Origin of the sequence: Roseobacter sp. HKCC-CH-9351, from assembly GCF_037830295.1 — a bacterium.
GTDB lineage: Bacteria > Pseudomonadota > Alphaproteobacteria > Rhodobacterales > Rhodobacteraceae > M30B80.
Genome location: NZ_JBBLYM010000001.1, coordinates 1,964,079 through 1,984,454 on the forward strand (window position 1 = coordinate 1,964,079; position 20,376 = coordinate 1,984,454).

At 55.9% G+C, this 20,376-nt stretch carries 20 protein-coding genes; 8 read left to right on the forward strand and 12 right to left on the reverse strand.

Annotated elements, in window-relative coordinates; genetic code table 11:
* The first annotated feature begins 4 nt into the window (after positions 1–4).
* A complete protein-coding gene (locus AAC632_RS09840; RefSeq protein ID WP_340296503.1) occupies positions 5–1,141 on the forward strand; it encodes a Gfo/Idh/MocA family protein in 1,137 nt (378 codons plus the stop codon).
* Here the strand turns inward: AAC632_RS09840 and AAC632_RS09845 are convergent.
* The 4 genes from AAC632_RS09845 to AAC632_RS09860 all read right to left on the reverse strand — a co-directional run bounded on the left by AAC632_RS09845 (position 1,131) and on the right by AAC632_RS09860 (position 4,686).
* Complete coding sequence (locus AAC632_RS09845; protein ID WP_340296501.1) at positions 1,131–2,138, reverse strand: LacI family DNA-binding transcriptional regulator; 1,008 nt, start codon at positions 2,136–2,138, stop codon at positions 1,131–1,133. The two genes, AAC632_RS09840 and AAC632_RS09845, sit on opposite strands and share 11 nt — an antisense overlap.
* Positions 2,139–2,207: 69 nt before the next feature.
* A complete protein-coding gene (locus AAC632_RS09850) occupies positions 2,208–3,128 on the reverse strand; it encodes a ribokinase (protein ID WP_340296499.1) in 921 nt (306 codons plus the stop codon).
* 9 nt (positions 3,129–3,137) lie between these two features.
* The gene (locus tag AAC632_RS09855) at positions 3,138–3,590 is read right to left on the reverse strand and encodes an RbsD/FucU family protein (RefSeq protein WP_340242635.1); all 453 of its coding nucleotides are present in this window, start codon (positions 3,588–3,590) and stop codon (positions 3,138–3,140) included.
* 31 nt (positions 3,591–3,621) lie between these two features.
* Positions 3,622–4,686: an ABC transporter ATP-binding protein gene (locus tag AAC632_RS09860; protein ID WP_340296497.1), complete on the reverse strand. Its 1,065-nt coding sequence runs from the start codon at positions 4,684–4,686 to the stop codon at positions 3,622–3,624.
* Between the two features lie 222 nt (positions 4,687–4,908).
* Here AAC632_RS09860 and AAC632_RS09865 point away from each other — a divergent pair, with 222 nt between their 5' ends.
* The 4 genes from AAC632_RS09865 to AAC632_RS09880 all read left to right on the forward strand — a co-directional run bounded on the left by AAC632_RS09865 (position 4,909) and on the right by AAC632_RS09880 (position 9,184).
* Positions 4,909–6,546: an extracellular solute-binding protein gene (locus tag AAC632_RS09865; protein ID WP_340296495.1), complete on the forward strand. Its 1,638-nt coding sequence runs from the start codon at positions 4,909–4,911 to the stop codon at positions 6,544–6,546.
* Positions 6,547–6,628: 82 nt separating this feature from the next.
* Positions 6,629–7,810, forward strand: coding sequence for a carbohydrate ABC transporter permease (locus AAC632_RS09870; RefSeq protein WP_340296494.1), 1,182 nt, complete (start codon positions 6,629–6,631; stop codon positions 7,808–7,810).
* Between the two features lies 1 nt (position 7,811).
* Positions 7,812–8,729 (forward strand): carbohydrate ABC transporter permease, encoded by a 918-nt coding sequence (locus tag AAC632_RS09875; RefSeq protein WP_340296492.1) that lies wholly within the window; start codon positions 7,812–7,814, stop codon positions 8,727–8,729.
* Positions 8,729–9,184: an RbsD/FucU family protein gene (locus AAC632_RS09880; RefSeq protein ID WP_340296490.1), complete on the forward strand. Its 456-nt coding sequence runs from the start codon at positions 8,729–8,731 to the stop codon at positions 9,182–9,184. Before AAC632_RS09875 ends, AAC632_RS09880 begins: the two co-directional genes overlap by 1 nt.
* 13 nt (positions 9,185–9,197) lie before the next feature.
* Here the strand turns inward: AAC632_RS09880 and AAC632_RS09885 are convergent, their stop codons facing one another.
* The 4 genes from AAC632_RS09885 to AAC632_RS09900 are packed head-to-tail and all read right to left on the reverse strand — an operon-like array spanning position 9,198 to position 13,341.
* On the reverse strand, positions 9,198–9,938 hold the full coding sequence (locus AAC632_RS09885; RefSeq protein ID WP_340296488.1) for a creatininase family protein: 741 nt from the start codon (positions 9,936–9,938) through the stop codon (positions 9,198–9,200).
* The gene (locus AAC632_RS09890) at positions 9,938–11,434 is read right to left on the reverse strand and encodes an FGGY-family carbohydrate kinase (RefSeq protein WP_340296486.1); all 1,497 of its coding nucleotides are present in this window, start codon (positions 11,432–11,434) and stop codon (positions 9,938–9,940) included. Before AAC632_RS09890 ends, AAC632_RS09885 begins: the two co-directional genes overlap by 1 nt.
* Positions 11,435–11,449: 15 nt before the next feature.
* On the reverse strand, positions 11,450–12,541 hold the full coding sequence (locus AAC632_RS09895; protein ID WP_340296484.1) for a M20/M25/M40 family metallo-hydrolase: 1,092 nt from the start codon (positions 12,539–12,541) through the stop codon (positions 11,450–11,452).
* Positions 12,538–13,341 carry a BtpA/SgcQ family protein gene (locus AAC632_RS09900; protein WP_340296482.1) on the reverse strand — a complete coding sequence of 268 codons (804 nt, stop codon included), beginning with the start codon at positions 13,339–13,341 and terminating at the stop codon, positions 12,538–12,540. The genes AAC632_RS09895 and AAC632_RS09900 overlap by 4 nt, the downstream gene beginning before the upstream one ends.
* Positions 13,342–13,447: 106 nt before the next feature.
* On the opposite strand from AAC632_RS09900, the gene AAC632_RS09905 reads away from it, so the two are divergent.
* Both AAC632_RS09905 and AAC632_RS09910 read left to right on the forward strand, forming a co-directional pair.
* Complete coding sequence (locus AAC632_RS09905) at positions 13,448–14,473, forward strand: aldo/keto reductase (RefSeq protein WP_340296480.1); 1,026 nt, start codon at positions 13,448–13,450, stop codon at positions 14,471–14,473.
* 22 nt (positions 14,474–14,495) lie between these two features.
* The gene (locus AAC632_RS09910) at positions 14,496–15,335 is read left to right on the forward strand and encodes an amidohydrolase family protein (protein WP_340296479.1); all 840 of its coding nucleotides are present in this window, start codon (positions 14,496–14,498) and stop codon (positions 15,333–15,335) included.
* Here AAC632_RS09910 and AAC632_RS09915 read toward each other — a convergent pair.
* From AAC632_RS09915 to AAC632_RS09925, 3 genes are read right to left on the reverse strand one after another with little or no spacing between them, the layout of a single operon-like run.
* Positions 15,330–16,226, reverse strand: a complete 897-nt coding sequence (locus AAC632_RS09915) for a PfkB family carbohydrate kinase (protein WP_340296477.1) — start codon at positions 16,224–16,226, stop codon at positions 15,330–15,332. The two genes, AAC632_RS09910 and AAC632_RS09915, sit on opposite strands and share 6 nt — an antisense overlap.
* Positions 16,216–17,208 (reverse strand): sugar phosphate isomerase/epimerase family protein, encoded by a 993-nt coding sequence (locus AAC632_RS09920; protein WP_340296476.1) that lies wholly within the window; start codon positions 17,206–17,208, stop codon positions 16,216–16,218. Before AAC632_RS09920 ends, AAC632_RS09915 begins: the two co-directional genes overlap by 11 nt.
* A gap of 10 nt (positions 17,209–17,218) precedes the next feature.
* Entirely contained in the window at positions 17,219–17,947 is a 729-nt protein-coding gene (locus tag AAC632_RS09925) for a GntR family transcriptional regulator (protein ID WP_340251026.1), read from the reverse strand.
* Between the two features lie 95 nt (positions 17,948–18,042).
* Here AAC632_RS09925 and AAC632_RS09930 point away from each other — a divergent pair, with 95 nt between their 5' ends.
* Entirely contained in the window at positions 18,043–19,560 is a 1,518-nt protein-coding gene (locus tag AAC632_RS09930) for a UxaA family hydrolase (RefSeq protein WP_340296474.1), read from the forward strand.
* A gap of 5 nt (positions 19,561–19,565) precedes the next feature.
* Here AAC632_RS09930 and AAC632_RS09935 read toward each other — a convergent pair whose 3' ends face one another.
* Positions 19,566–20,372 carry an SDR family oxidoreductase gene (locus AAC632_RS09935; protein ID WP_340296472.1) on the reverse strand — a complete coding sequence of 269 codons (807 nt, stop codon included), beginning with the start codon at positions 20,370–20,372 and terminating at the stop codon, positions 19,566–19,568.
* Positions 20,373–20,376: the final 4 nt, after the last annotated feature.

Genomic DNA, 20,376 nt, shown 5'->3' on the forward strand with positions numbered 1-20,376 from the left:
AATCATGACAAAACTAAAATGGGGTCTTATCGGTGGTGGCGAAGGCAGCCAGATCGGCCCTGCACATCGTTTAGGCGCACAGGCGGATGGGCATTTTGACTTTGTGGCAGGCGCTTTGGATCACCGCGCGGATGTGGGTCGTGCCTATGCACAGCGTCTGGGAATTGCCGCTGATCGCGCCTATGGCGATTGGCGCGAGATGTTGGCAGGGGAAAGCGCCCGCGAGGATCGCGTTGATCTCGTGACTGTGGCCACGCCAAATTCCACGCATTTTGAAATCACCAAAGCCTTTCTTGAAGCGGGCTTCAATGTTCTTTGCGAAAAGCCCATGACGGTGACAGTCGAAGAAGGCGAAGAAATCGTAAAAATCGCCCGCGCCAATGGCCGAATTTGCGCGGTGAATTATTGCTATTCCGCCTATCCGATGATCCGTCAGGCGCGTGCCATGGTGCGCGCGGGCGAATTGGGCAACATTCGGTTGGTCGTCACCAATTTCAGCCATGGCCATCACGGCGATGCGGAAGATGCCGATAACCCACGGGTGCGGTGGCGCTATGACCCTGCGATGGCGGGTGTTTCTGGGCAGTTTGCTGATTGTGGTATCCATGCGCTGCATATGGCAGGGTTTATTTGTGATGATCACGTCACCACATTGTCCGCTGACTTCGCCTCAACAATTTCATCGCGCGTGCTCGAAGATGACGCAATGGTGAATTTCCGTATGTCCAAGGGCACTGTCGGGCGGCTCTGGACATCTTCGGTTGCGATTGGCCGCCAACACGGGTTCGACATTCAGGTCTTTGGCGAAAAAGGCGGCATAAGATGGGCGTCAGAGCAGCCCAATCAATTGATCTATACCCGCACTGGCGGGCGCACGGAGATCATCGAGAAGGGCGAAGGGGGGTTGCATGACGAGGCCACGCGGCTCAGCCGTGTCGCCATTGCACATCCCGAAGGGTTTCCCTTGGCTGTGGCCAATATTTACTGCGATCTGGCCGATGCCATTCGTGGTCAGGCCCGTGATGGGTTGCCAACGGCAGAAGATGGGTGTCGCTCGCTGGCGGCTGTTTATGCGGCGGTGGCCTCAGCCAAGGATCACGGCGCGTGGCAGGAGGCCCGCCCGCCGATGTTCAGGGGTTGAGCGCACGCAAACTTGCGCGTTCGACCAAATGACAAGGAAACATCTGTGCCTCAGCCTGCGGGCTAGGGTGTTCACTTAGGCGCACGACAAGCGACAACGCCGCCCCCACAATCGCCTCAATCGGCTGCGCAATCGTGGTGAGGCGAATATTGGGCCACGCGGCCATTGCCATATCATTCAGCCCCAAGATGCCAATATCATCAGGGCAGCCTAGACCTGCCGCGCCAATCGCGGCCATGGCGCCGATGGATAGAATATCATCGCCACAAAAATAAACCTCGGCAGGCCCCGCAGACAGTTCGGCGGACATAGCCGCCTGCCCCGCCTCAAACCGATAGGCGGGCACAAAGCGCGCGCGGCAGGTCAGCCCTGCCTCTGCAAGGGCCGCGCGGAAACCCGCCAAACGATCTTGGGTTGAGGTGGCCCCTTCTGGCCCGCCTAGAAACCCGATCTCGCGGTAGCCGCGCGCGATTAATGTCTCGCCCGCCAAACGGCCTGCAGCGTGGTTATCAATGCCCACAACATTGACCCGCGCCTGCGGATCATGGCGACCAAAGGCGTGAACCACAGGAACGCCCTCTTCGTAGAATTGCTCGACCAAACCAGCGGGCAAGGTGGATGAGGCCACCACCACCCCATCGACCGAATATTGCCGCAGCATTGCGGCGGCTTGTTCAATATCGCTCACATCGCTGAGATTAACCAAAAGTGGCCGTAACCCCATCTGCTGCAAGCCACGAGTGAACTGATCGAAAATCTCAAGAAAGACAGGGTTCTGGAAATTATTTGCAACCAAGCCAATCAACTTACTGCGTCCAGTGGTCAGGGATGAGGCCAAGGCGTTTGGACTATAGCCAAGGGCAGCGGCGGCCGCCTCGACCCGCGCGCGCATCGCAGGCGAAACAGATGCACCATCGGTAAAGGCGCGCGACACGGCAGAGGGTGAAACCCCCGCCTTTGCCGCAACATCCCTAAGCGTGATTTTCGCCTTGCGCATCAAACCCGTCCCCTCTCCGCGTTTGACTATGACCCAAAGCGGGGAAGCGCGGCAATCACAAAGCGCGACTTACGAGGACACGACCGCCTCAATCTCGGGGCGGGTTGGCATTGCGGGGGCCGTGCCTTGGCGGGTGACAGACAGGCTTGCAGTCGCGCACGCAAAGCGCAACGCGGCCTCGATCCCCTGCCCTTCGGCAAGCGCAACAGCAAAGCCGCCATTGAACGCATCCCCCGCGCCCGTTGTCTCGACCACCGCACCGCAGTTAAAGGCGGGTTGGTGCAGGGTTTGCTGGCCATCATGGTAAAGGGCGCCTTGCTCACCCAAGGTGATCACCGCCGCCTTGGCACCAAGATTAAGCAATTTTTGCGCGGCCAATTGCGCAGTTTCAGGCGTGGTCACCTTCACCCCTGTCAGCTGCTCCGCCTCAATCTCATTGGGCGTCACATAATCACAAAGGCCCAAGATATCCCGCCCTAATTCTTGAGCAGGTGCGGGGTTTAAGATCGTGAGCGCCCCTGCGGATTTCGCCATGCGCAACCCGTGCTTTGCAGCGGACAAAGGTTGTTCAAGTTGGGTCATGAAAACCTTTGCCGTGTTGATGACGCTGGCGCGCGACTCAAGATCAGCAACCGCAATCTCCGCGGCCGCACCGGGGCTGACGATAATCGCGTTATTGCCGCTGCCCTCTTCGATAAAGATATACGCAGCCCCCGTATAGCTTTCGGGGTGGTGGCTGACATGGGGGGTCACGCCGCACTCGGCCCAAAGATCAAGCGCCATCTTGGCAAAATCATCTTGGCCAAGCCGCGTGATCATATGCACATCCCCGCCTGCCTTGGCTGCCGCAACCGATTGGTTCGACCCTTTGCCACCTGGCCCCAACACAAAACGTGATCCAATCAGCGTCTCGCCCATCACGGGCTGACGCGGCGCGGTATAGGCCGTATCAGCCACAAATACGCCCAAAATCACAATCGCCTTAGACATCCATTTCCCCTATGCGTCAGGGCCAATCACGCCTTTGCGCAACATGAAGCAGCCATAAAAACGCCGCTCGCCCGTTTGAATCACAGCATAGCTTTGCCGCGCCATATCATAAAAGGCAAATCGCTCAATGCTGATCATGGGCCGCTCCGCCCCTTCGGCGGCGTTGATTTTTTGCTGCACCTCGGCCTGAACGGCGGGGATTGTGTCAGGCTCGCCCACAATTTCCATACGGCCTGCAAAATCATCAACAAAAGTATCAAGGGGCATGACCGAAAGAACCGCCTCGACCGCCTCGGCCGCGGTGAGGTTATCCATGCGCAACAGGTTGCCGTAAACCGTGGCGCGGGCAACCGAGTCGGATGGAAAATTCGTGTCCGCAATGATCAGAACATCGCCATGCCCCATCATGCGCAAAACATGCAAAACATCGGCATTAAGCCTTGGATCAATTCCTTTCAGCATGATACTCCCCCTTTTTCTCGAATAGTGATGATCACACGCGTTCTTTGGTGGATTTATCGAAAATATGCAGGTCATCTGGATCAGCCGTCATCGTGATCGTTTGACCCACCTTGAAATCGCGCCGCTCGCGCGAGATCAGTGTAAAATCCTGCCCCGTGCTATGGCGCAACATCACATGTGTCTCTGAACCTGTTGGCTCGATCACTGAAATCGTGCCAGAAATCCCCTTATCCGCGATTTGCAAGGCCTCGGGACGGATGCCAATGATGACCTCTTGGCCTTCAGCAACGCCCGCCCCTTTTGGCAAGGAAACCACCGCACCACCGATCTGCGCCGCCAAAGAACGCCCAGATTTGACCACCTGCCCTTCAAAGAAATTCATCGAAGGGCTGCCGATAAAGCCCGCAACAAAGACGTTGCGCGGGCGGTCGTACAACTCAAGTGGGGTGCCAATTTGTTCGATATAGCCGCCCTGCATGACCACAATCTTATCGGCCATGGTCATCGCTTCGATTTGGTCATGGGTCACATAAACGGTGGTTGTTTGTAGCCTTTGGTGCAATTCCCGAATTTCGGTGCGCATTTGCACGCGCAATTTCGCATCTAGGTTTGAAAGTGGCTCATCAAACAGAAACACCTGCGGATCACGGACGATTGCACGCCCCATAGCAACTCGCTGGCGCTGCCCGCCTGATAATGCACGGGGATAGCGATCAAGATAAGGGATCAGGCCCAAAATCTCAGCTGCGTGATCAACGCGACTGTTGACCTCGGCCTTATCCATGCCGCGCATCCGCAGCGAAAAGGCCATATTCGCACGCACTGTCTTGTGAGGATAAAGTGCATAATTTTGGAACACCATAGCAATATCGCGCTCAGCCGGTGGCAAATTATTCACGATACGATCACCAATTTGGACTGTACCACTCGTTATACCCTCAAGACCTGCGATCATACGCAAAAGAGTTGATTTACCACAACCAGACGGGCCAACTAAAACAACAAACTCACCGTGTTCGATGTCTAAATCCAAACCATGCAAAACCATCACATCACTGTAGGACTTCATCAGCGATCGTATTTCTAACCCTGCCATGCTCATGTTCCTTAAGTCAGTCGGCCTTTAACAACTAAATCGAAAGTCTTTCTCTGTCCATTCCAGATGCATACTAACATGTTAGAATCTTGACAGAATGATTGCTGGCTGGAAAGATAATATCGCTAGCAACTAAAAAATATTCAAACGTCGGACTCAGCTAGCGTCGAAACTGCACAAGTTAAGCGAAGATATCTGGGAGGATAAGTCGTGAAAGTTGAAATGTATAAAGCTATTGTGGCTGCACAGATGAGCCGCCGTAATATGCTCAAAGGTGCCGCCAGCGTCGGCGCAATTGCCGCCGTAGGTGGCGCTGGTGCCTTGACAGCACCTAAAGTTGCGAACGCAGCAGGTCATAGTGACGTCCGCGCTCAAATTCTACAAATTCCGGGGGTAGGAATGGGCTCACCGACCGATGCAGACTGGCAGCGCGTTGGAGAGTTATGCCTTGGTCCGGTCCGAGAGAATGTTGCGGAAGGCGAATTTGAAGGTGTTGAACTGACTTTCTTGGGCCTCAACAACCAAAACCTGCATAACTTCTTGTTCCGCGGGTTCCTCAAGCCATGGGAGGCCTACACAGGCGCGAAGATCAACTGGATCGACCTTGCACAGGCCGATTATAACCCCCGCTTGCAGCAGGCAATTGCCACTGGCACAGTTGACTTCGACATCATCGAAATGGGCGCCCCATTTGAAGGCGACACCGCAGGCAAGGGTCTGTTGGATGAAATGCCAGAATGGGTGAAAGACCAGATTGAAGCCGATGATTTGGTTGGGTATTTGCAGCCACCTGTGGGCACATGGGATGGCAAAACATATCGCATCACCATTGATGGAGACTGCCATACATTCTGCTATCGCAAGGATTACTTCGGCGATGGCGCAATCGGTGGGGCCGAAGTGCCAAGCACATGGCAACAGGTGAACCAAGTGACCAAGGATTTGGTGGGCAAGACCGACCCCCTCACTGGTCTGCCTGCGCATGGCTATCTTGACCCGCTGAAAGGCTGGGGCGGTTTTGGCTTCTACTTTATTGCCAACCGCGCTGCCGCCTATGCCAAGCACCCAAGTGACCCAGCATGGCTGTTTGATCCAGACACCATGGCCCCACGGGTAAACAATCCAGCATGGGTTCAGGCCATCCAAGACGTGATGGATTTGATCGAGACTCCAGGTGCATACCCTGCAGATCAGATCAATGCTGACCCCGGGACAACAGGCTTCCAGCAATTCTTGGCTGGCACAGGTTCGATGCTAATGTGGTGGGGTGATATTGGCTCCAACGCACGCACATCAGATACGTCCGTAGTCGGTGACGTTGTAGGCTTTGGCATTAATCCGGGCTCAGACCGGGTCTACAACTCGCAGACGGGCCAGTGGGAAGACACCTACAACGAGGCGCCCAACATGGCCTATTTGGGCTGGGGCATCTATGTCACCAAAAACGTGCAGGGTGATGACCTTAAGCGTAAAGCTGCTTGGTCTGCGGCGGCGCATCTTGGCGGCAAAGATATATCCTTGTGGATGTCCGCATATCCATCGGGCTTCCAGCCCTATCGTAACTCGCACTTCCAATATGACGAGTGGGAAGCAGCGGGCTATGACCGCGATTATGTTGAGGATTATTTGGGCTCGAACGCGGATAGCTACAACCACCCTAACGCGGCAATTGAACCGCGTATCCCTGGTATCTTCCAATACTACTCGGTGGCGGAAGACGAACTGGCCAAAGGGTTTGCCGGCCAATACGGATCGGCACAAGAGACCGCCGATGCGATTGCCGCTGCCTGGGAAGGCATCACCGATCAAATCGGTAGAGACACTCAAATCAGCCTCTATCGCGCCTCTCTCGGGCTCTAAGGGCAAAAACACGCTGTGGCCGATCTTTCGGGGTCGGCCACAGACTTGTTAATCCATTTACACGATAAATCGGGCGATAAGCATGGAAGACGGCGACAGGCTTCACGTGGTGACGGCAGATCACATTTCGGATCAACGCCGCCGTTTGGGAAAAACCCTTGTCTGGGGATCAGCCGCGCTGATGGCATTGATTATGGCCGTACAAACCCTCGATGGGATTGGCACACTGTCCATCGGGTTTGAAAATTGGCGGCCCTCCCTTTATGCGTATCTACTTTGGTCAACCTGCCTTTGCGTGTCGCAGGTTTTGATCCGCGGCGAACATGGAAAACGCTCATTGTTTGTTCTGCCCGCCGCGTTATTTGTGATCTCTATGGTGGTGTTCCCGCTGCTCTTTGGATTGGTCATTGCCTTTTCAGATTGGAACCTCTCCTCGCCCGATGGGCGGCAATTTAATGGCATCGACAATCTGCGGCAGATGGCGGGCGACCCGTTTTACTGGAACGCGATGCGCAACATGTTTTGGTATACCGCCGCGATTGTTGTGGAATATACGGTTGCCTTTGGCCTTGCCCTGTTGCTGAACGGGCAAATTCGAGGGCGCAAATTCTTTCGTGTGGCCTTCCTTCTGCCATTGATGCTGTCCCCCGTTGCGGTCAGCTGGATGATTGGTAAATCCATGTTGGAAATCCGCTTTGGCCCGATTTCGCGCTTTATGCGCTATATCGCCTCCGAGCCTTCAGCCGACCTGCCTGCCCCGCTGTTTTGGCTGGGTTCCTATATCAGTGATTTTGGTCAATGGTTGGGATGGGCAAGCCCGTCTTTCTTCGGCTCTCCGGGGGTTGCGCGCGCGATGATCATGATGATGGACGCGTGGACGTTCATCCCTTTCATGATGATCATGATCCTTGCAGGGCTTCAGGCAATCCCGCGCGAATTGTTCGAAGCGGCCGAGGTCGATGGCGCCTCGAAATGGCGGCAATTTTGGGAGGTGACCTTCCCCTTAATGTTGCCTGTTTCCATCACTGCGATTTTGATCCGCATTATCTTTAAGCTCAAATTGGCGGATATCATCATCAACATCACCTCGGGCGGGCCAGGCGGCGCGACCGATAGTGTAACCAGCTTTATTTTCCGAGAATATCGTGACCGATCCAATGTGGGATATGGGACGCTTTTGGCGATTGTTTATTTGGTTGTGATCGTGATTGCGATGACAATCCTAATGAAACTAGCAGATCGCTGGATGAAACCGAGGTATTAAAATGTCGGCGCAGATTTTCAAAGACAGTGACACTGACCGCAAATTTCGCCCCGTTTGGTATCTCTCGCGCGGCCTGATCTATGGCGTGTTGATTCTTTGGGCCGTTGTGTGCCTGTTTCCAATTTTTTGGACAGCCACAACAGCGTTTAAGACCGCGCCTGATGTGATGCAGGGCAATATCATCCCATGGGCAGATTTCACGCCCAATTGGTTGGGGTGGCGGTCGCTTGGCCTGTCACCTGATACAATCGGAAATGAATCCACTGTGCGCGAAGAATTTCTCAAGCGATTTTGGAATTCGACTGTTGTCTCTGTCACCGCTTCGTTTCTTGCCGTGGTTTTGGGCAGTTGCGCCGCATATGGACTGTCGCGGTTTAGCTATAAATTTGGCTTCATGCGCAATTCGGACATCTCATTCTTTTTTCTCAGCCAGTTGATCCTGCCGCCTGTGGTTTTGGCCCTGCCCTTTTTGGTTTTATATAAATCGCTTGATCTTCTTGACACGCGGATCGGGTTGATCTTGCTTTATACGCTGACGGTTCTGCCCATTGTTATTTGGATCATGCGGGATCAGTTCAGCTCAATCCCGACCGAGTTGGAAGAAGCAGCTTTGGTGGATGGTTTGTCGATCTGGGGGGCCTTTAGCACCATTGTGATGCCAATCGCCCTGCCCGGTATGGTGGCCGCGTTCATCTTGTCGCTTGTGCTGACATGGAACGAGTATTTTTTTGCAGCACTTCTGACCTCATCTGCGGCAAAGACCTTGCCTGTGATGGTGGCCTCACAAACGGGCTCACAGGGCATTTCATGGTGGTCTATGGCGGCGCTGTCCTTTGCGGCGATTGTGCCCTTGATCATTATCGGCATCATCCTTGAGAGATATATCATCAAAGGCATGGCGGCGGGGGCGGTGAAATAATGCTGAAGGGCATTGATCAGCGTCTTTCCGCTGAAATCGTCTATGCGCTGATGCAAATGGGGCATGGGGATGATCTGGTGATCTGTGACATCAATCACCCCGCCGTGACAATCGCAAAAGAGACAACCTATGGCAGCCTTTTGGATATGGCGGGGTGCGATATTCCGACCGCAACGCGCGCCATTCTGTCCCTCATGCCGCTCGATAGCTTTGTCCCTGCCCCCGTTAGGCGGATGCAAGTTGTGGGTGACCCAGAAGGCGTAGTGCCCATTTTCGGCAAGATGCAGAAGGTTCTGGATGCCTCAAACGGCGCACCTGTCTTGGTCGAGGCCTTGGAACGATTTGCCTTCTACGAGGCCGCAAAGCGGGCCTTTTGTATCATTCGCACCGCCGATAGTGGGCCTTACGGCTGCTTTATCCTGAAAAAAGGTGTGGTGGATTTAGCACCACTTTAGCGCGCGCGGTGTGTTAGCTCAGGCGCTTGCGCATCTCAGCCATGATCAAGGACACCCCTTTCGCGCCAAGCTCTGGTGTCGCCTCGGTCGCGCTGGACGTATACCATGCTGTGTTCTGCGCCATGCGTGCAGCCTCGACCACATCGGGGGCAAGCTCCATCATCAGGGCAGTTTCCCCTGCCCCTGCATGATCAAAGGGATAATGCGCCTTCACCTCGGGCCCCATGAGCGGGTGAATTTTGATCCAGTTGAAGGGGTCGGTGCCCGTGGCGTGCTCGGCATAGTAATCGGCCATGGCGTTATCGCCCCACCACCCTTCGCCACGCGTCTCTTGCAGATACCGAAACAAGGCGCGCCGCGCCGCGAATTTGAACGCCAGATCGGTTGGCATACCTGCGGTGAAGTTTTCCGATTGGTGATGGATAATGCCGTGAATATTGCGAAACCCGATGCGCAAAAGCGCAAAAAACATATCCTCGGCCAGTGCCGAAATTTTGGATGCATCAATATCCATACTGCCCGTGCCCTCTGGCCCCGCTACCGCATAACTGGCCGCGCCATAGGCAAAGGGCGGTAGGATCACCAAATCCATCTCCGCCTCAAGACGCGTGAGGATCTCTGTGACCGCCAAGAGATCCATCCCAACAGCCATATGTTCGCCGTGATATTCCATAACCCCAAGCGCCAAGGCGACAGGCGTGTTATCGGCAATCGCATGCCGAATTTGATGGGGCAACATCCGCTCGAACCGCATTACTGCCCCCCAGCTAGGCTATGCGCCACGCCGCGGCTGTCCTCGTATAATTGGCGAAACAGCTTATAGTGACGGGTATGCGCCGCACTATGATTGGGCGCCACTTCGTGGGTGGCAGGGTTCCATTTGCTGATATCCTCAGGCCGCGCAGCCCCAATGGCGCAGGCGGCAAGGAATGCGTCCCCAAATGACGCGCCGATGGTCTTTTCACAGACGATCTGCGGGATATTCCCAAAATCTGAGGTTGCCTGTAACCACAGCGGGTTTTTCGTGCCGCCCCCAACCGCCAAACAGCGTTCGGGTGCATGGCCAATCTCGCGATAGGTTTCGATGACATGGGCGGTTCCCATCGCGATCCCCTCAATCAAGGCGCGATAGATGTCGCCACGGCTATGGGTCAGGTTCAGGCCAAAAATCGCCCCTTTGGCCAGCGGGTCATGGATCGGCGTCCTTTCGCCCGAAAAATAGGGCAAGACCAAAACGCCATTAGCCCCCACGGGGGAGGCCGCCGCCTCCTGCGCCAAGGCACCAAACGCCGTGTCCTTTGGCAGGTCAGGCGCAAACCTGTCGCGAAACCAATGGGTCAGCGTGCCCGATGTCGAAAGACCCGCCATTGAGGCGTGGCTGTCGGGCCAAAGCCATGGTGCATACCACAGCCGTGCGTCACTCACCCTTTCTGCGGTGCGCTGTATGATAAAGATGGTAGAGCCATACATCATCATCATGTCACCCGCCTCTTGCACCCCGACACTCAGCGCCTCGGCGGCGGCATCAATTGTTCCTGCCGTGACGGGGGTGCCAACGGCCAATCCCGTCTGCGCTGCGGCCTGTTCGGTCACCCGCCCTGCAATCTCACTTGACCATAAAAGGCGCGGCAAACGCCCCGTTTCGATGATCTGATCGCTTAAGGATTGCGTCCAGTCCTGTGTGGTTACATCGTAAAGCGGGCTGAAATTTGCGGCCGTGTAATGGTCAATGACATATTCCCCCGTCAGGCGATGCACGAGAAACGAGGTCGAGGTCAGAATTTTCGCTGTGGCCGCGTAAAGATCGGGCTGTGTCTCTTTGAGCCATAGGATTTTTGGCCCCACAGATTGCGAGGTCAGCGCGTTGCCGCAGCGTGCCAAGATCTGATCTTCACCAATCTCAGCATTAAGGCGGTCAATTTGCGCGGTGGCGCGGGTATCCACCCCATAAAGCACGCCATTCATCAAGGGCGTGCCTGCGGCATCCACGGGCAGCATACAGGGGCCGATGGCTGAGGTGGCGATGCAAGCAATCTCCTGCGGATCAACCCCAGACTGGGCAAGCAGCGCCTTGGTGACCGCAACGAAATCACCCCACCAATCTTCTTCTGCGCGATGCTCGGCCCAACCCGCGCGTGGCACGATCATCTCATGTCTGACAGCGGCCTGCGCCAAAATCTGGCCGACCTCATTGGTCAAAACACCCTTTGTCTCATAGGTGCCAATGTCTACGCCAAGAAACACGGCCATAGCCCAAGCCCCCCATTAATCGCGGTTGAGATTGAAATCTGGGCCAATTTGCGCAAGCCCTGTTTCAAGAAGCTGCGCAAGATCAGTCAAATCACTGAGCGCGCAAACCTCGAGACTGGAATGGGTGTAGCGGCATGGAAAGCCCAAATCGATTGCGGCAACACCCTGCCCCATCTGCTGAATATAGGATAGGTCAGTCAAAACCCCGACCTGCGCGCTGCGCTGCAGGGGCAGATTGGCCATTTTGGCAGCGCCTTCGAATAGGGCTACCATCTTAGGGTGCGGGATCACACCATTGAGGGTGCCCCGACCATGAAAGGAATAGAGCGACATTCCGGGGCCACCGCCCAAAACCATCTCCCCCCGATCCGCCATGTCGGGCGTGTCACAGGCCAGCATCAGATCCAATTGTATGGCAATATCAGGCTGCAAAATTTGTGCAGCAGACATTGCACCCCGCAAATTGAATTCTTCTTGAACCGAAAAGACGATGGCAACAGGCGGCCCTGATTTGCGCGCTTGAAGGCGCGCGGCCAAATCCAGAAGAACGGCACAGCCCGCGCGATCATCAACGGCTGTGCCCGCAATGCGGCCATTTGCCAATTCGATCACATTGGGCCGATAGACCACGGGCGTGCCGATTTGCACCCCTGCAGCCTCTGCGTCGGCCTTGGCTGTAAAGCCTGCATCAATGCGGATCTGCGGCGTGGTCAAAATCTGATATTTCTCGTCAGGGGTGGTTGCGTGATGCGATTTATTGGCAATCACAGCATCAATATCACGCCCCTCCCCGATACAGAGCCGCACCGCCTGCGAGGCTTGCGCACGCTCGGGCACGCCGCCCATGCGTTCAACCCTGATGCTGCCATCTTGTTCGATTTTACGCACAAAGAACCCAAGCTGATCCATATGCGCAAAAACCATCACGGACGGCGCATCAGGATCGCCTGAAAACCGCGCGATGAGATTGCCGAGCCTGTCGGTTTCATGCGCAATACCCATTTGCGACAAACGCGCCGCAATCGCGCGGCGCACCCGATCCTCATGGCCTGACAGGCCCACGATCTGCATCAGATCAATAAGATCTTTTTTTAATTGCTCGCTCATCTGATTGCTCGCACCCGATCCATGAAATCCTTGGCCCGATCAGGATCAACCGCGTTCCATGTGTGCCCATCCACCTTGAGCGCCGATCCAATAATACAGCCATCCGAGACCCGCATAACATCGGCCACAGTTTCATGCTTAACGCCTGTATTCGCCAAAACGGGCGCATCGGGCACAGCCGCTTTGACGCTTTCGAGATCCTCCATTTTCGCAGCCTCACCCGTGATGGTGCCTGAGACTAGAACCGCATCAGGGATGGACGAAAACACGGCGCTGCGCGCACGATCCGCGACCGAGCGCTGATCAAGGCTATAGGCGAATTCGGCACTGATATTGAAAAACTTTGCAACATCGCCCGCGCCGACACGCGCGCCATAGCGATAGGCCGCACCCGCATCAGGCGCCCAAACCCCCATATCCGAGGCATAGGTGCCCGTGAAAATCTCACGCACAAAACGCGCGCCCGTTGCCGCCGCCAAAGCAAGGCTTGCTTTCGGATCCCACAAAACATTCACGCCAAAGGGTACAGTGATCTCATCGCGCAGCCGGCCGATGACATAGGCCATGGTCGCAGTCGAGGCAGTATCTACATTCAATTCATAGGGGCGATCATTCTCATTTCCAAACATCACCGCATCAACGCCTGCGGCCTGCAAGGCGTGCAAATCTTTCCTGCAGCCTGCAATCAACCCCTCAATACCTGCCTCTGCATCATAGAGCGGCGCACCTGGCAGGGCGCCGAAATGAACCATGGCGATGACAGGTTTCTTATCCCCAAAAATAGCTTTGAATTTCTGCACGACACTCTCCCATGCGCGACCTGCGCGAGACATAGCCTAACGTGAAACTATCTTGCATCCAAGGCAAAACATACTAGCATGTCAGTTAAACCTTGGAGGGAGCAGAATGATCAAATTTCGCAATTGGGATCGCCTTGGAAATGGCGGGCTGAGGCTGAGCGAGCTCGGGTTTGGCGCGGCCCCTTTGGGCAATCTCTATCGCGCGATCTCTGAGGAGGATGCGCAAAACACCCTGCGAGATGCGTGGGATGCAGGGTTGCGGTATTTCGATACTGCACCTCTTTATGGGCTTGGCCTCTCTGAGACGCGGATCAACCATTTTCTGCGGGGTAAACCGCGCGAAGACTATGTGATCTCGACCAAGGTTGGGCGGCTGATGCAGGTCACAGCGCCAGAGGCGCGGGATGGGTTCGGGAAATGGTTTGATGTGCCCGCGCGGCGCGAGGTGTTCGATTATAGCTATGATGGTGTGATGCGCTCTTTTGAGGCCTCGCTTGAGCGCTTGGGAATAGACCGCATTGATGTGCTTTATGTGCATGATCTTGACCTCTTCACCCACAAGACCGATGCCGTGCTTGAGGAAAAGCGCGCCGCATTCATGGGGGGGGGCTTGGCCGCGCTGACCGCATTGCGTGATCAAGGGGTGATCACGGCATTTGGTGCGGGTCTGAATGAATGGCAAGCGTCACAATGGCTGGCCGAGCGTGGCGATTTCGATATCTTCCTTCTTGCGGGCCGCTACACGCTGCTTGAGCAAGAGGCGCTTGAAACCTTTCTCCCCCTCTGCGCCGCGCGTGGAATTGGGATTGTCATTGGCGGCCCCTATAATTCGGGCATTTTGGCGACAGGTGCGCGCGAGGGGGCGTATTTCAACTATGACCCTGCCCCGCGACACATCTTGGACAAGGTCGCGGCCATTGAGGCGGTTTGTGCCGCGCATGATGTGCGCCTTGTCGATGCCGCCTTTCGGTTTCCGCTGATGCATCCATCGGTGATCTCGGTGATCCCAGGAGGGCAAAGCCCTGCAGAAATGGCCAGCAATCTGCGCGCGGAACAGGCGCAAATCCCGCCCGCCCTTTGGTCTGATCTCAAATCCGCAGGATTGATGCGCCAAGACGCACCAACCGCCTAAATTCGCAACGGGGAGACAAACGATGCAAATTGATGCCCACCAACATTTCTGGAACCCTGCCCGTGGCGATTATGGATGGATGGATCCCTCAAACGCCACGCTCTATCGCCCCTATGGCCCGGATGATTTACGCCCGCATCTGGCGCGTCATGGCATCGATAAAACCGTTTTGGTGCAGGCCGCCCCAACAGTGGAGGAAAGCGCCTATATGTTGGGCCTTGCCGATGCCACGCCTTTTGTTGCAGGCGTTGTGGGGTGGATTGATTTTGAAAATCCAGACGATGAGGCGGTCTTAGCGCGATTTGCAAAGCATCCTAAATTCGTGGGCGTGCGCCCAATGATCCAAGATATTGAAGACGATAACTGGATGCTGCGCGCAGATATCGCATGGGCCTATCAGGCCATCGCCAAGCATGATCTGTGCTTTGACGCGCTTGGATTTCCGCGACATTTGGCGAATTTCCATACCATCTTGACCCGCCACAGCGAGATGCGCTGCGTGATTGATCACTGCATGAAGCCGCAAATCCACGCGCATAGCGCCGAGACGTTTCAGGTTTGGGCCGATGGCATGGCCGCTTTGGCGCGTGACACCAAGGCCTATTTGAAATTTTCGGCCCTTGTGACCGAGTCAAATGAAGGTTGGACAATCGAAGACCTCCGCCCCTATGCGGATCATGTCTTTGCCTGTTTCGGCGCTGAGCGCATCATGTGGGGGTCAGATTGGCCCGTCTGCCGTCTGCGGGCGGAATATGACGCATGGCGCCATGCAGCCGAGGAGCTGACCAAGACCCTAACCGCCGAAGAACGCGCGCGGGTCTTTGGCGGCACGGCGGCTGAGGCCTATCGCTTGGCGCTATAGGCCAAAGGCATGGCGCAGTTGCGCAGGGGTAATATTGGCGCGCCCCTCAAGCGGGGTTGAGACATGAAGGGCCGCCGCCCCTTGGGCAAAGGCCGCCGCCGCCGCTAAATCGGCACCGCGCGCAATCTCAGCGGCAAGCGCCCCCACGAAAGCATCCCCCGCCCCATGGGTGGAGATGACGGGCACGCGATGCGCCTTGGCCCCAAAGCGAGTGCCGTCCCGCGCTTGCGCGATATAGCCATCCGCGCCGAGTGTAATGATCACCGCACGCCCTTCGCGCGCAAGCTGCGCTAAGGCCGCCTCAGGATCGGGCAGATCATGCGGCAGCCCTGCCTGCATGGCAGCCTCTAGGCGATTAACCACCAAAATATCAGCCCGCTCAATCATCACTGCGTCACGCGTCAAGGCGGGGGCCGCATTCCAGATAACGGTGACATCCTGCGGCAAACGCGCCAAGAGCGCGTGATTTTCCGCAACAGGGATTTCATTTTGCAGCACGACCACTTTGGGGGGTGGGTCAAGTTTTGCCTGCTGCGCGTTGATTTGGCGGTTCACGCCCGAAACGACCACGGCGCCATAGCTGCCATCATTTTGCACGATGGCCACGCTCATGCCTGAGGCCCCATCACAGGTGGCAAGCATGGACATATCGACATCTGCGCGCGCCAGTTCAGCGCGCAAAGGCTGCGCAAAATCATCCGTGCCAACCACGCCAATCATGGCAACCTTGCCCCCCATGCGGGCGGCAGAAACCGCCTGATTGCCGCCTTTGCCACCAAAACGATAGGCCACATCTTGGCCCATCATCGTCTCGTCTGGGGCGGGCAAAGCGGGGGCGTTGACAATCACATCAAGATGCAGCGCCCCCATCACAAGGATATCAGCGCCCATCAGGGATCACCCCGCCATAAAGCCGCTCGGCGATCAATCGCTGGGTGAGGGCCGCGTTTTGCTTTTGCAACAGATCAGACAGCTCTGAACTTTCGGCGAGTTCTGCGGCAATGGCGCGCAACCGCTCGATAATCAGGATATTTGTGCGCCCCTCTTCAATCGGGTTCAGGCCCGAATGGTCGGGAAATGTGTCGAAATAAATGACACCATCATAGCCCATGCGGTGCAATTGCACGAATAACTCGACTGTCGCCACAGGATGCACCGTGCCCGCCATCAAGCCATCATCGCGCTTGCCATAGCCATCATTCAGGTGAACCCCCAAAATCTTGGCATGGCGCTGCGCCAGATAGGCCACATGGGCGGGCATCTCATTTGCATAAAGCACATGGGCAAAATCCACAGTGACGCCCAAATTTTCGGCCCCGACATCACGAATGGCCAATAATGTTGTGGCCATGTCGGGCATCAGCGCAAAGGCGCGGGGCTCATTGGGTTTATATTCGATGGCAATTTGCAGATCGCGGTTATGGGCGCTGACTTCGGCCAAAGCATCAAGCGTATCGCCCCAAAGACGCGCGTAATCGGCCTGAAGAGCGTAATCAAACCCGTCTTGGCCCATCCAAAGGGTCATCACGCCCCCACCCATTTCCGCCAAAGCATCTAGACCCTGTTTGGTCAGATCAATCGCCTTGCGCCGTGTTGCGGGATCTGGGTTGGTAAAGGCCCCTATGGCAAAGGCAGGGTCAGAGTAATAGCGCATCGCAAGCCCGTTTAACCCCAAGCCATTATCGCGCAACATATCGCCAATCTCGCGCGCAGGACGCCCTTCGAAATGATCAGGATAGTTCAAATCCGCCGCATCCATCCCCTCAACACGGGCGGCGGCGGCAATCATGCCCGCAATACCCCGCCCCTCGGCCAGTGGTTTGAATGCATTCAGACGCGCGGCATAGCGGGGTTTATTCGCAGGATAGGACATTTACTGACTTTCAACTGGGGTCGAATAATTCTGGATGGGTCTTCTCAAGCGGGATCAAAGATTTCATCAACTGGCCCAAATGGGCGCGCATCGCTTTTCGCGCCGCTTGCGGATCACGCGCGGCAATCGCATCGACCAAATCGTAATGCTCTTGCAATGTCTCGGCCACGCGCCCTGGCATGGGCAAGATCAACTGCCGTGCGCGATCCACATGAAGCCATCCCGTTTTGGCAATGGTCGATAATTGCTTGAACCCCGTAAAGCCGATGATGAGATCGTGCATTTCGCCATCTAGCCGATAAAATTCGGCAAAATCGCCCTCCTCAACCATCACCTTTTGCAGGCGCAAATTGCGGCGCAATTCGGTGATCTGCTCGTCTGTGATAATCTCGGCCAAAAGCTCGGCGCAGGCCAGTTCGATACTTTCCCGCAGAAACGCACCTTCGCGAATTTCTTCCATCGAGAAGCGCGCGACAAATGTGCCAGATTGCGGCACCACATCCACCAAACCCTCGTTGGAGAGGCGTGTTATCGCCTCTGCCACAGGGGACCGCGACACGCCAAGCGTTGCGCAAATATCCTGCTTGCGCAGCGCCTCGCCCGGTTTGTAGCGCAAGGTCAAAATTGCCTCACGCAGGGCGGCGTAGGTGCGCCGTGCCAAATTCCCTTCATAGTCATCCAAAGACCGCAGCCTAAATTCGCTGCCTTGCGCGGGGTCTGATGGTGAATTCTCTTGCATCATGTCGCTCAATCTCGATAATTCTAGCATGTTAGTATGATTGCCGTGGAAATTTCAAGATCGTAAACTCTCACTTTGAATGAATGATGCCAGCGATGACCCAAGATATTTTGATCCTGAACGCAGATGATACAGTCGGAATTGCCTTGGTCGATATCCGATCAGGCGCGGCTCTATCATCTTTTGAAACGCTTGCGCAATCCGACATTCCAAAAGGGCATAAATTTGCATTGCGCCCCATTGCCAAGGGCGCGGCGGTGATCCGCTATGGTCAAATTATCGGCTATGCGACCGAAGATATCGCCGCAGGCGCGCATGTGCATAGCCACAACCTGTCTTTTGGCGATCACAAACGCGGCTATGAATTTGCCACGCAGAACACCCCCCTTCCTGCGGCGGATGAAAGCGACAGCTTTATGGGCTATCATAGGCCTGATGGGCAGGTCGGCACTCGCAACTATATTGGCATTCTGACATCCGTGAACTGCGCGGGCAGCGTGGCCCGTTTCATCGCAGAGGCTGCTGAAAAATCAGGGCTCTTGAAGGATTTCCCAAATGTCGATGGGATTGTCCCGATTGTGCACAGTTCTGGCTGCGGGATGTCTGGCTTGGGCGAAGGGTATCAGATGCTTTTCCGAACCTTGGCAGGATATTCGAAAAACCCAAATTTTGGGGCGATCCTGTTGGTCGGTCTGGGCTGCGAGGTGATGCAGGTGCCTGACCTGATCGGCCCCGCCCGTCTGCGCGATGGCGAGAGTTTCCGCTATATGACCATTCAGCAGACAGGCGGCACAAAGCGCACAATTGAACGGGGTCTCAGCATGCTGCACGAGATTGCAGCCGTGGCCAATCGTGCGACACGCGCCCCTGCGCCGGCCTCAAAATTGGTGGTAGGCATGCAATGTGGGGGCTCGGACGGCTATTCTGGCATCACCGCCAACCCTGCCATGGGGTATGCGTCTGATTTAATCGTGCGTCAGGGCGGCACCACAATCCTGTCTGAAACCCCAGAAATCTATGGGGCAGAGCATCTTTTGACCCGCCGCGCGATATCGCCCGAAATTGGTGAAAAACTGATTTCGCGCATTCAGTGGTGGGAAGATTATACCGCCCGAAATGGCGGCGAGATGGACAATAACCCATCCCCAGGCAACAAACGCGGCGGGCTGACCACAATTCTTGAAAAATCTTTGGGCGCGGTGGCCAAAAGTGGAACTGCCCCTTTGGCCGGGGTTTATGAATTTGCAGAAACCCTGACCGCGCAGGGCTTTGTCTATATGGACAGTCCTGGATATGACCCATGCTCGGTCACAGGGCAGATTGCCTCAGGCGCCAATATCATCACATTCACCACGGGCCGTGGGTCTGTGTCGGGTTATATGCCCACACCTTGTATCAAGCTTTCGACCAATGATGATCTTTATGGCCGCATGGGGGGCGATATGGATATCAATTGCGGTGACATTATCAGCGGCGGCATCAGCCTAGCCGATAAGGGGCAAGAGATTTATCGCGAGATCCTACGCGTGGCCTCAGGCGGCACTACGAAAAGCGAGGAATTGGGCTTTGGCGGGGTCGAATTCGTGCCGTGGCAAGTGGGGGCAGTGATGTAGTTGGATCAGAGCGTCAGCTTGCGATCCAGATGCACATATCCGCCATCCACGAACATCCATTGCCCCGTGGTATGGCCCGACCGCGCAGAGAGCAAAAACACCACCATTGCCGCGATTTCCGCGCTTTCGGTCATCCGGCGCGACAGGGGAATCGCGGCCTCGATCTTGCCGCGCATCCCATCTGGATCAGGCAAGGTCGACAGCCAGTTTTGATACATAGGCGTCATAACCTCGGCGGGCAAAACGGCATTCACGCGGACACCCGCCGAGGCTAGTTCCGCCGCCCATTCCCGCGTCAAACCCAAGACGCCCGCCTTTGCGGCCACATAGGCCGATGTGCCGCCCTGCCCTGTCACAGCGGTTTTTGAGGCCACATTGACCACCGCGCCACAGCTTGCGCGCAGGTCATGATGCAGGTGATGCATCAAGGTGTAATATTGCACGAGGTTGAGATTGAGAGAGGCCCGAAACGCGTCAGGCCCCGCATCTAGCCCCACGCCATCATTGAGGCCTGCATTATTCACAAGCCCGTAAATCGTCCCAAATTCAGCGCGAATATCGCTCAATGCCGCCGCACAGGCCGCATCATCGGTCAAATCAAGGGTGACGGATGTCGCAATCTGCGCCGCCTTGCAGGGGTTTTTGTCGATCACGATGACCTTGGCCCCTTCGGCCACAAGATCCTGCACAATCGCCTCGCCAATCCCCGATGCCCCGCCTGTCACGATGCAGGGTTTCCCCTTTAGTCCAAAATCCATGACCCGCCCCCGTTTCTCGCTAACATGACCCCCATGTTTCACAGGGGCGAACATCCAT

Bases quoted from the DNA above. Each gene is read 5' to 3' on its own strand.
- AAC632_RS09840 (WP_340296503.1), top strand. From the start codon at position 5: ATGACAAAACTAAAATGGGGTCTTATCGGTGGTGGCGAAGGCAGCCAG.
- AAC632_RS09845 (WP_340296501.1), bottom strand. From the start codon at position 2,138: ATGCGCAAGGCGAAAATCACGCTTAGGGATGTTGCGGCAAAGGCGGGG.
- AAC632_RS09850 (WP_340296499.1), bottom strand. From the start codon at position 3,128: ATGTCTAAGGCGATTGTGATTTTGGGCGTATTTGTGGCTGATACGGCC.
- AAC632_RS09855 (WP_340242635.1), bottom strand. From the start codon at position 3,590: ATGCTGAAAGGAATTGATCCAAGGCTTAATGCCGATGTTTTGCATGTT.
- AAC632_RS09860 (WP_340296497.1), bottom strand. From the start codon at position 4,686: ATGGCAGGGTTAGAAATACGATCGCTGATGAAGTCCTACAGTGATGTG.
- AAC632_RS09865 (WP_340296495.1), top strand. From the start codon at position 4,909: ATGTATAAAGCTATTGTGGCTGCACAGATGAGCCGCCGTAATATGCTC.
- AAC632_RS09870 (WP_340296494.1), top strand. From the start codon at position 6,629: ATGGAAGACGGCGACAGGCTTCACGTGGTGACGGCAGATCACATTTCG.
- AAC632_RS09875 (WP_340296492.1), top strand. From the start codon at position 7,812: ATGTCGGCGCAGATTTTCAAAGACAGTGACACTGACCGCAAATTTCGC.
- AAC632_RS09880 (WP_340296490.1), top strand. From the start codon at position 8,729: ATGCTGAAGGGCATTGATCAGCGTCTTTCCGCTGAAATCGTCTATGCG.
- AAC632_RS09885 (WP_340296488.1), bottom strand. From the start codon at position 9,938: ATGCGGTTCGAGCGGATGTTGCCCCATCAAATTCGGCATGCGATTGCC.
- AAC632_RS09890 (WP_340296486.1), bottom strand. From the start codon at position 11,434: ATGGCCGTGTTTCTTGGCGTAGACATTGGCACCTATGAGACAAAGGGT.
- AAC632_RS09895 (WP_340296484.1), bottom strand. From the start codon at position 12,541: ATGAGCGAGCAATTAAAAAAAGATCTTATTGATCTGATGCAGATCGTG.
- AAC632_RS09905 (WP_340296480.1), top strand. From the start codon at position 13,448: ATGATCAAATTTCGCAATTGGGATCGCCTTGGAAATGGCGGGCTGAGG.
- AAC632_RS09910 (WP_340296479.1), top strand. From the start codon at position 14,496: ATGCAAATTGATGCCCACCAACATTTCTGGAACCCTGCCCGTGGCGAT.
- AAC632_RS09915 (WP_340296477.1), bottom strand. From the start codon at position 16,226: ATGGGCGCTGATATCCTTGTGATGGGGGCGCTGCATCTTGATGTGATT.
- AAC632_RS09920 (WP_340296476.1), bottom strand. From the start codon at position 17,208: ATGTCCTATCCTGCGAATAAACCCCGCTATGCCGCGCGTCTGAATGCA.
- AAC632_RS09925 (WP_340251026.1), bottom strand. From the start codon at position 17,947: ATGCAAGAGAATTCACCATCAGACCCCGCGCAAGGCAGCGAATTTAGG.
- AAC632_RS09930 (WP_340296474.1), top strand. From the start codon at position 18,043: ATGACCCAAGATATTTTGATCCTGAACGCAGATGATACAGTCGGAATT.
- AAC632_RS09935 (WP_340296472.1), bottom strand. From the start codon at position 20,372: ATGTTCGCCCCTGTGAAACATGGGGGTCATGTTAGCGAGAAACGGGGG.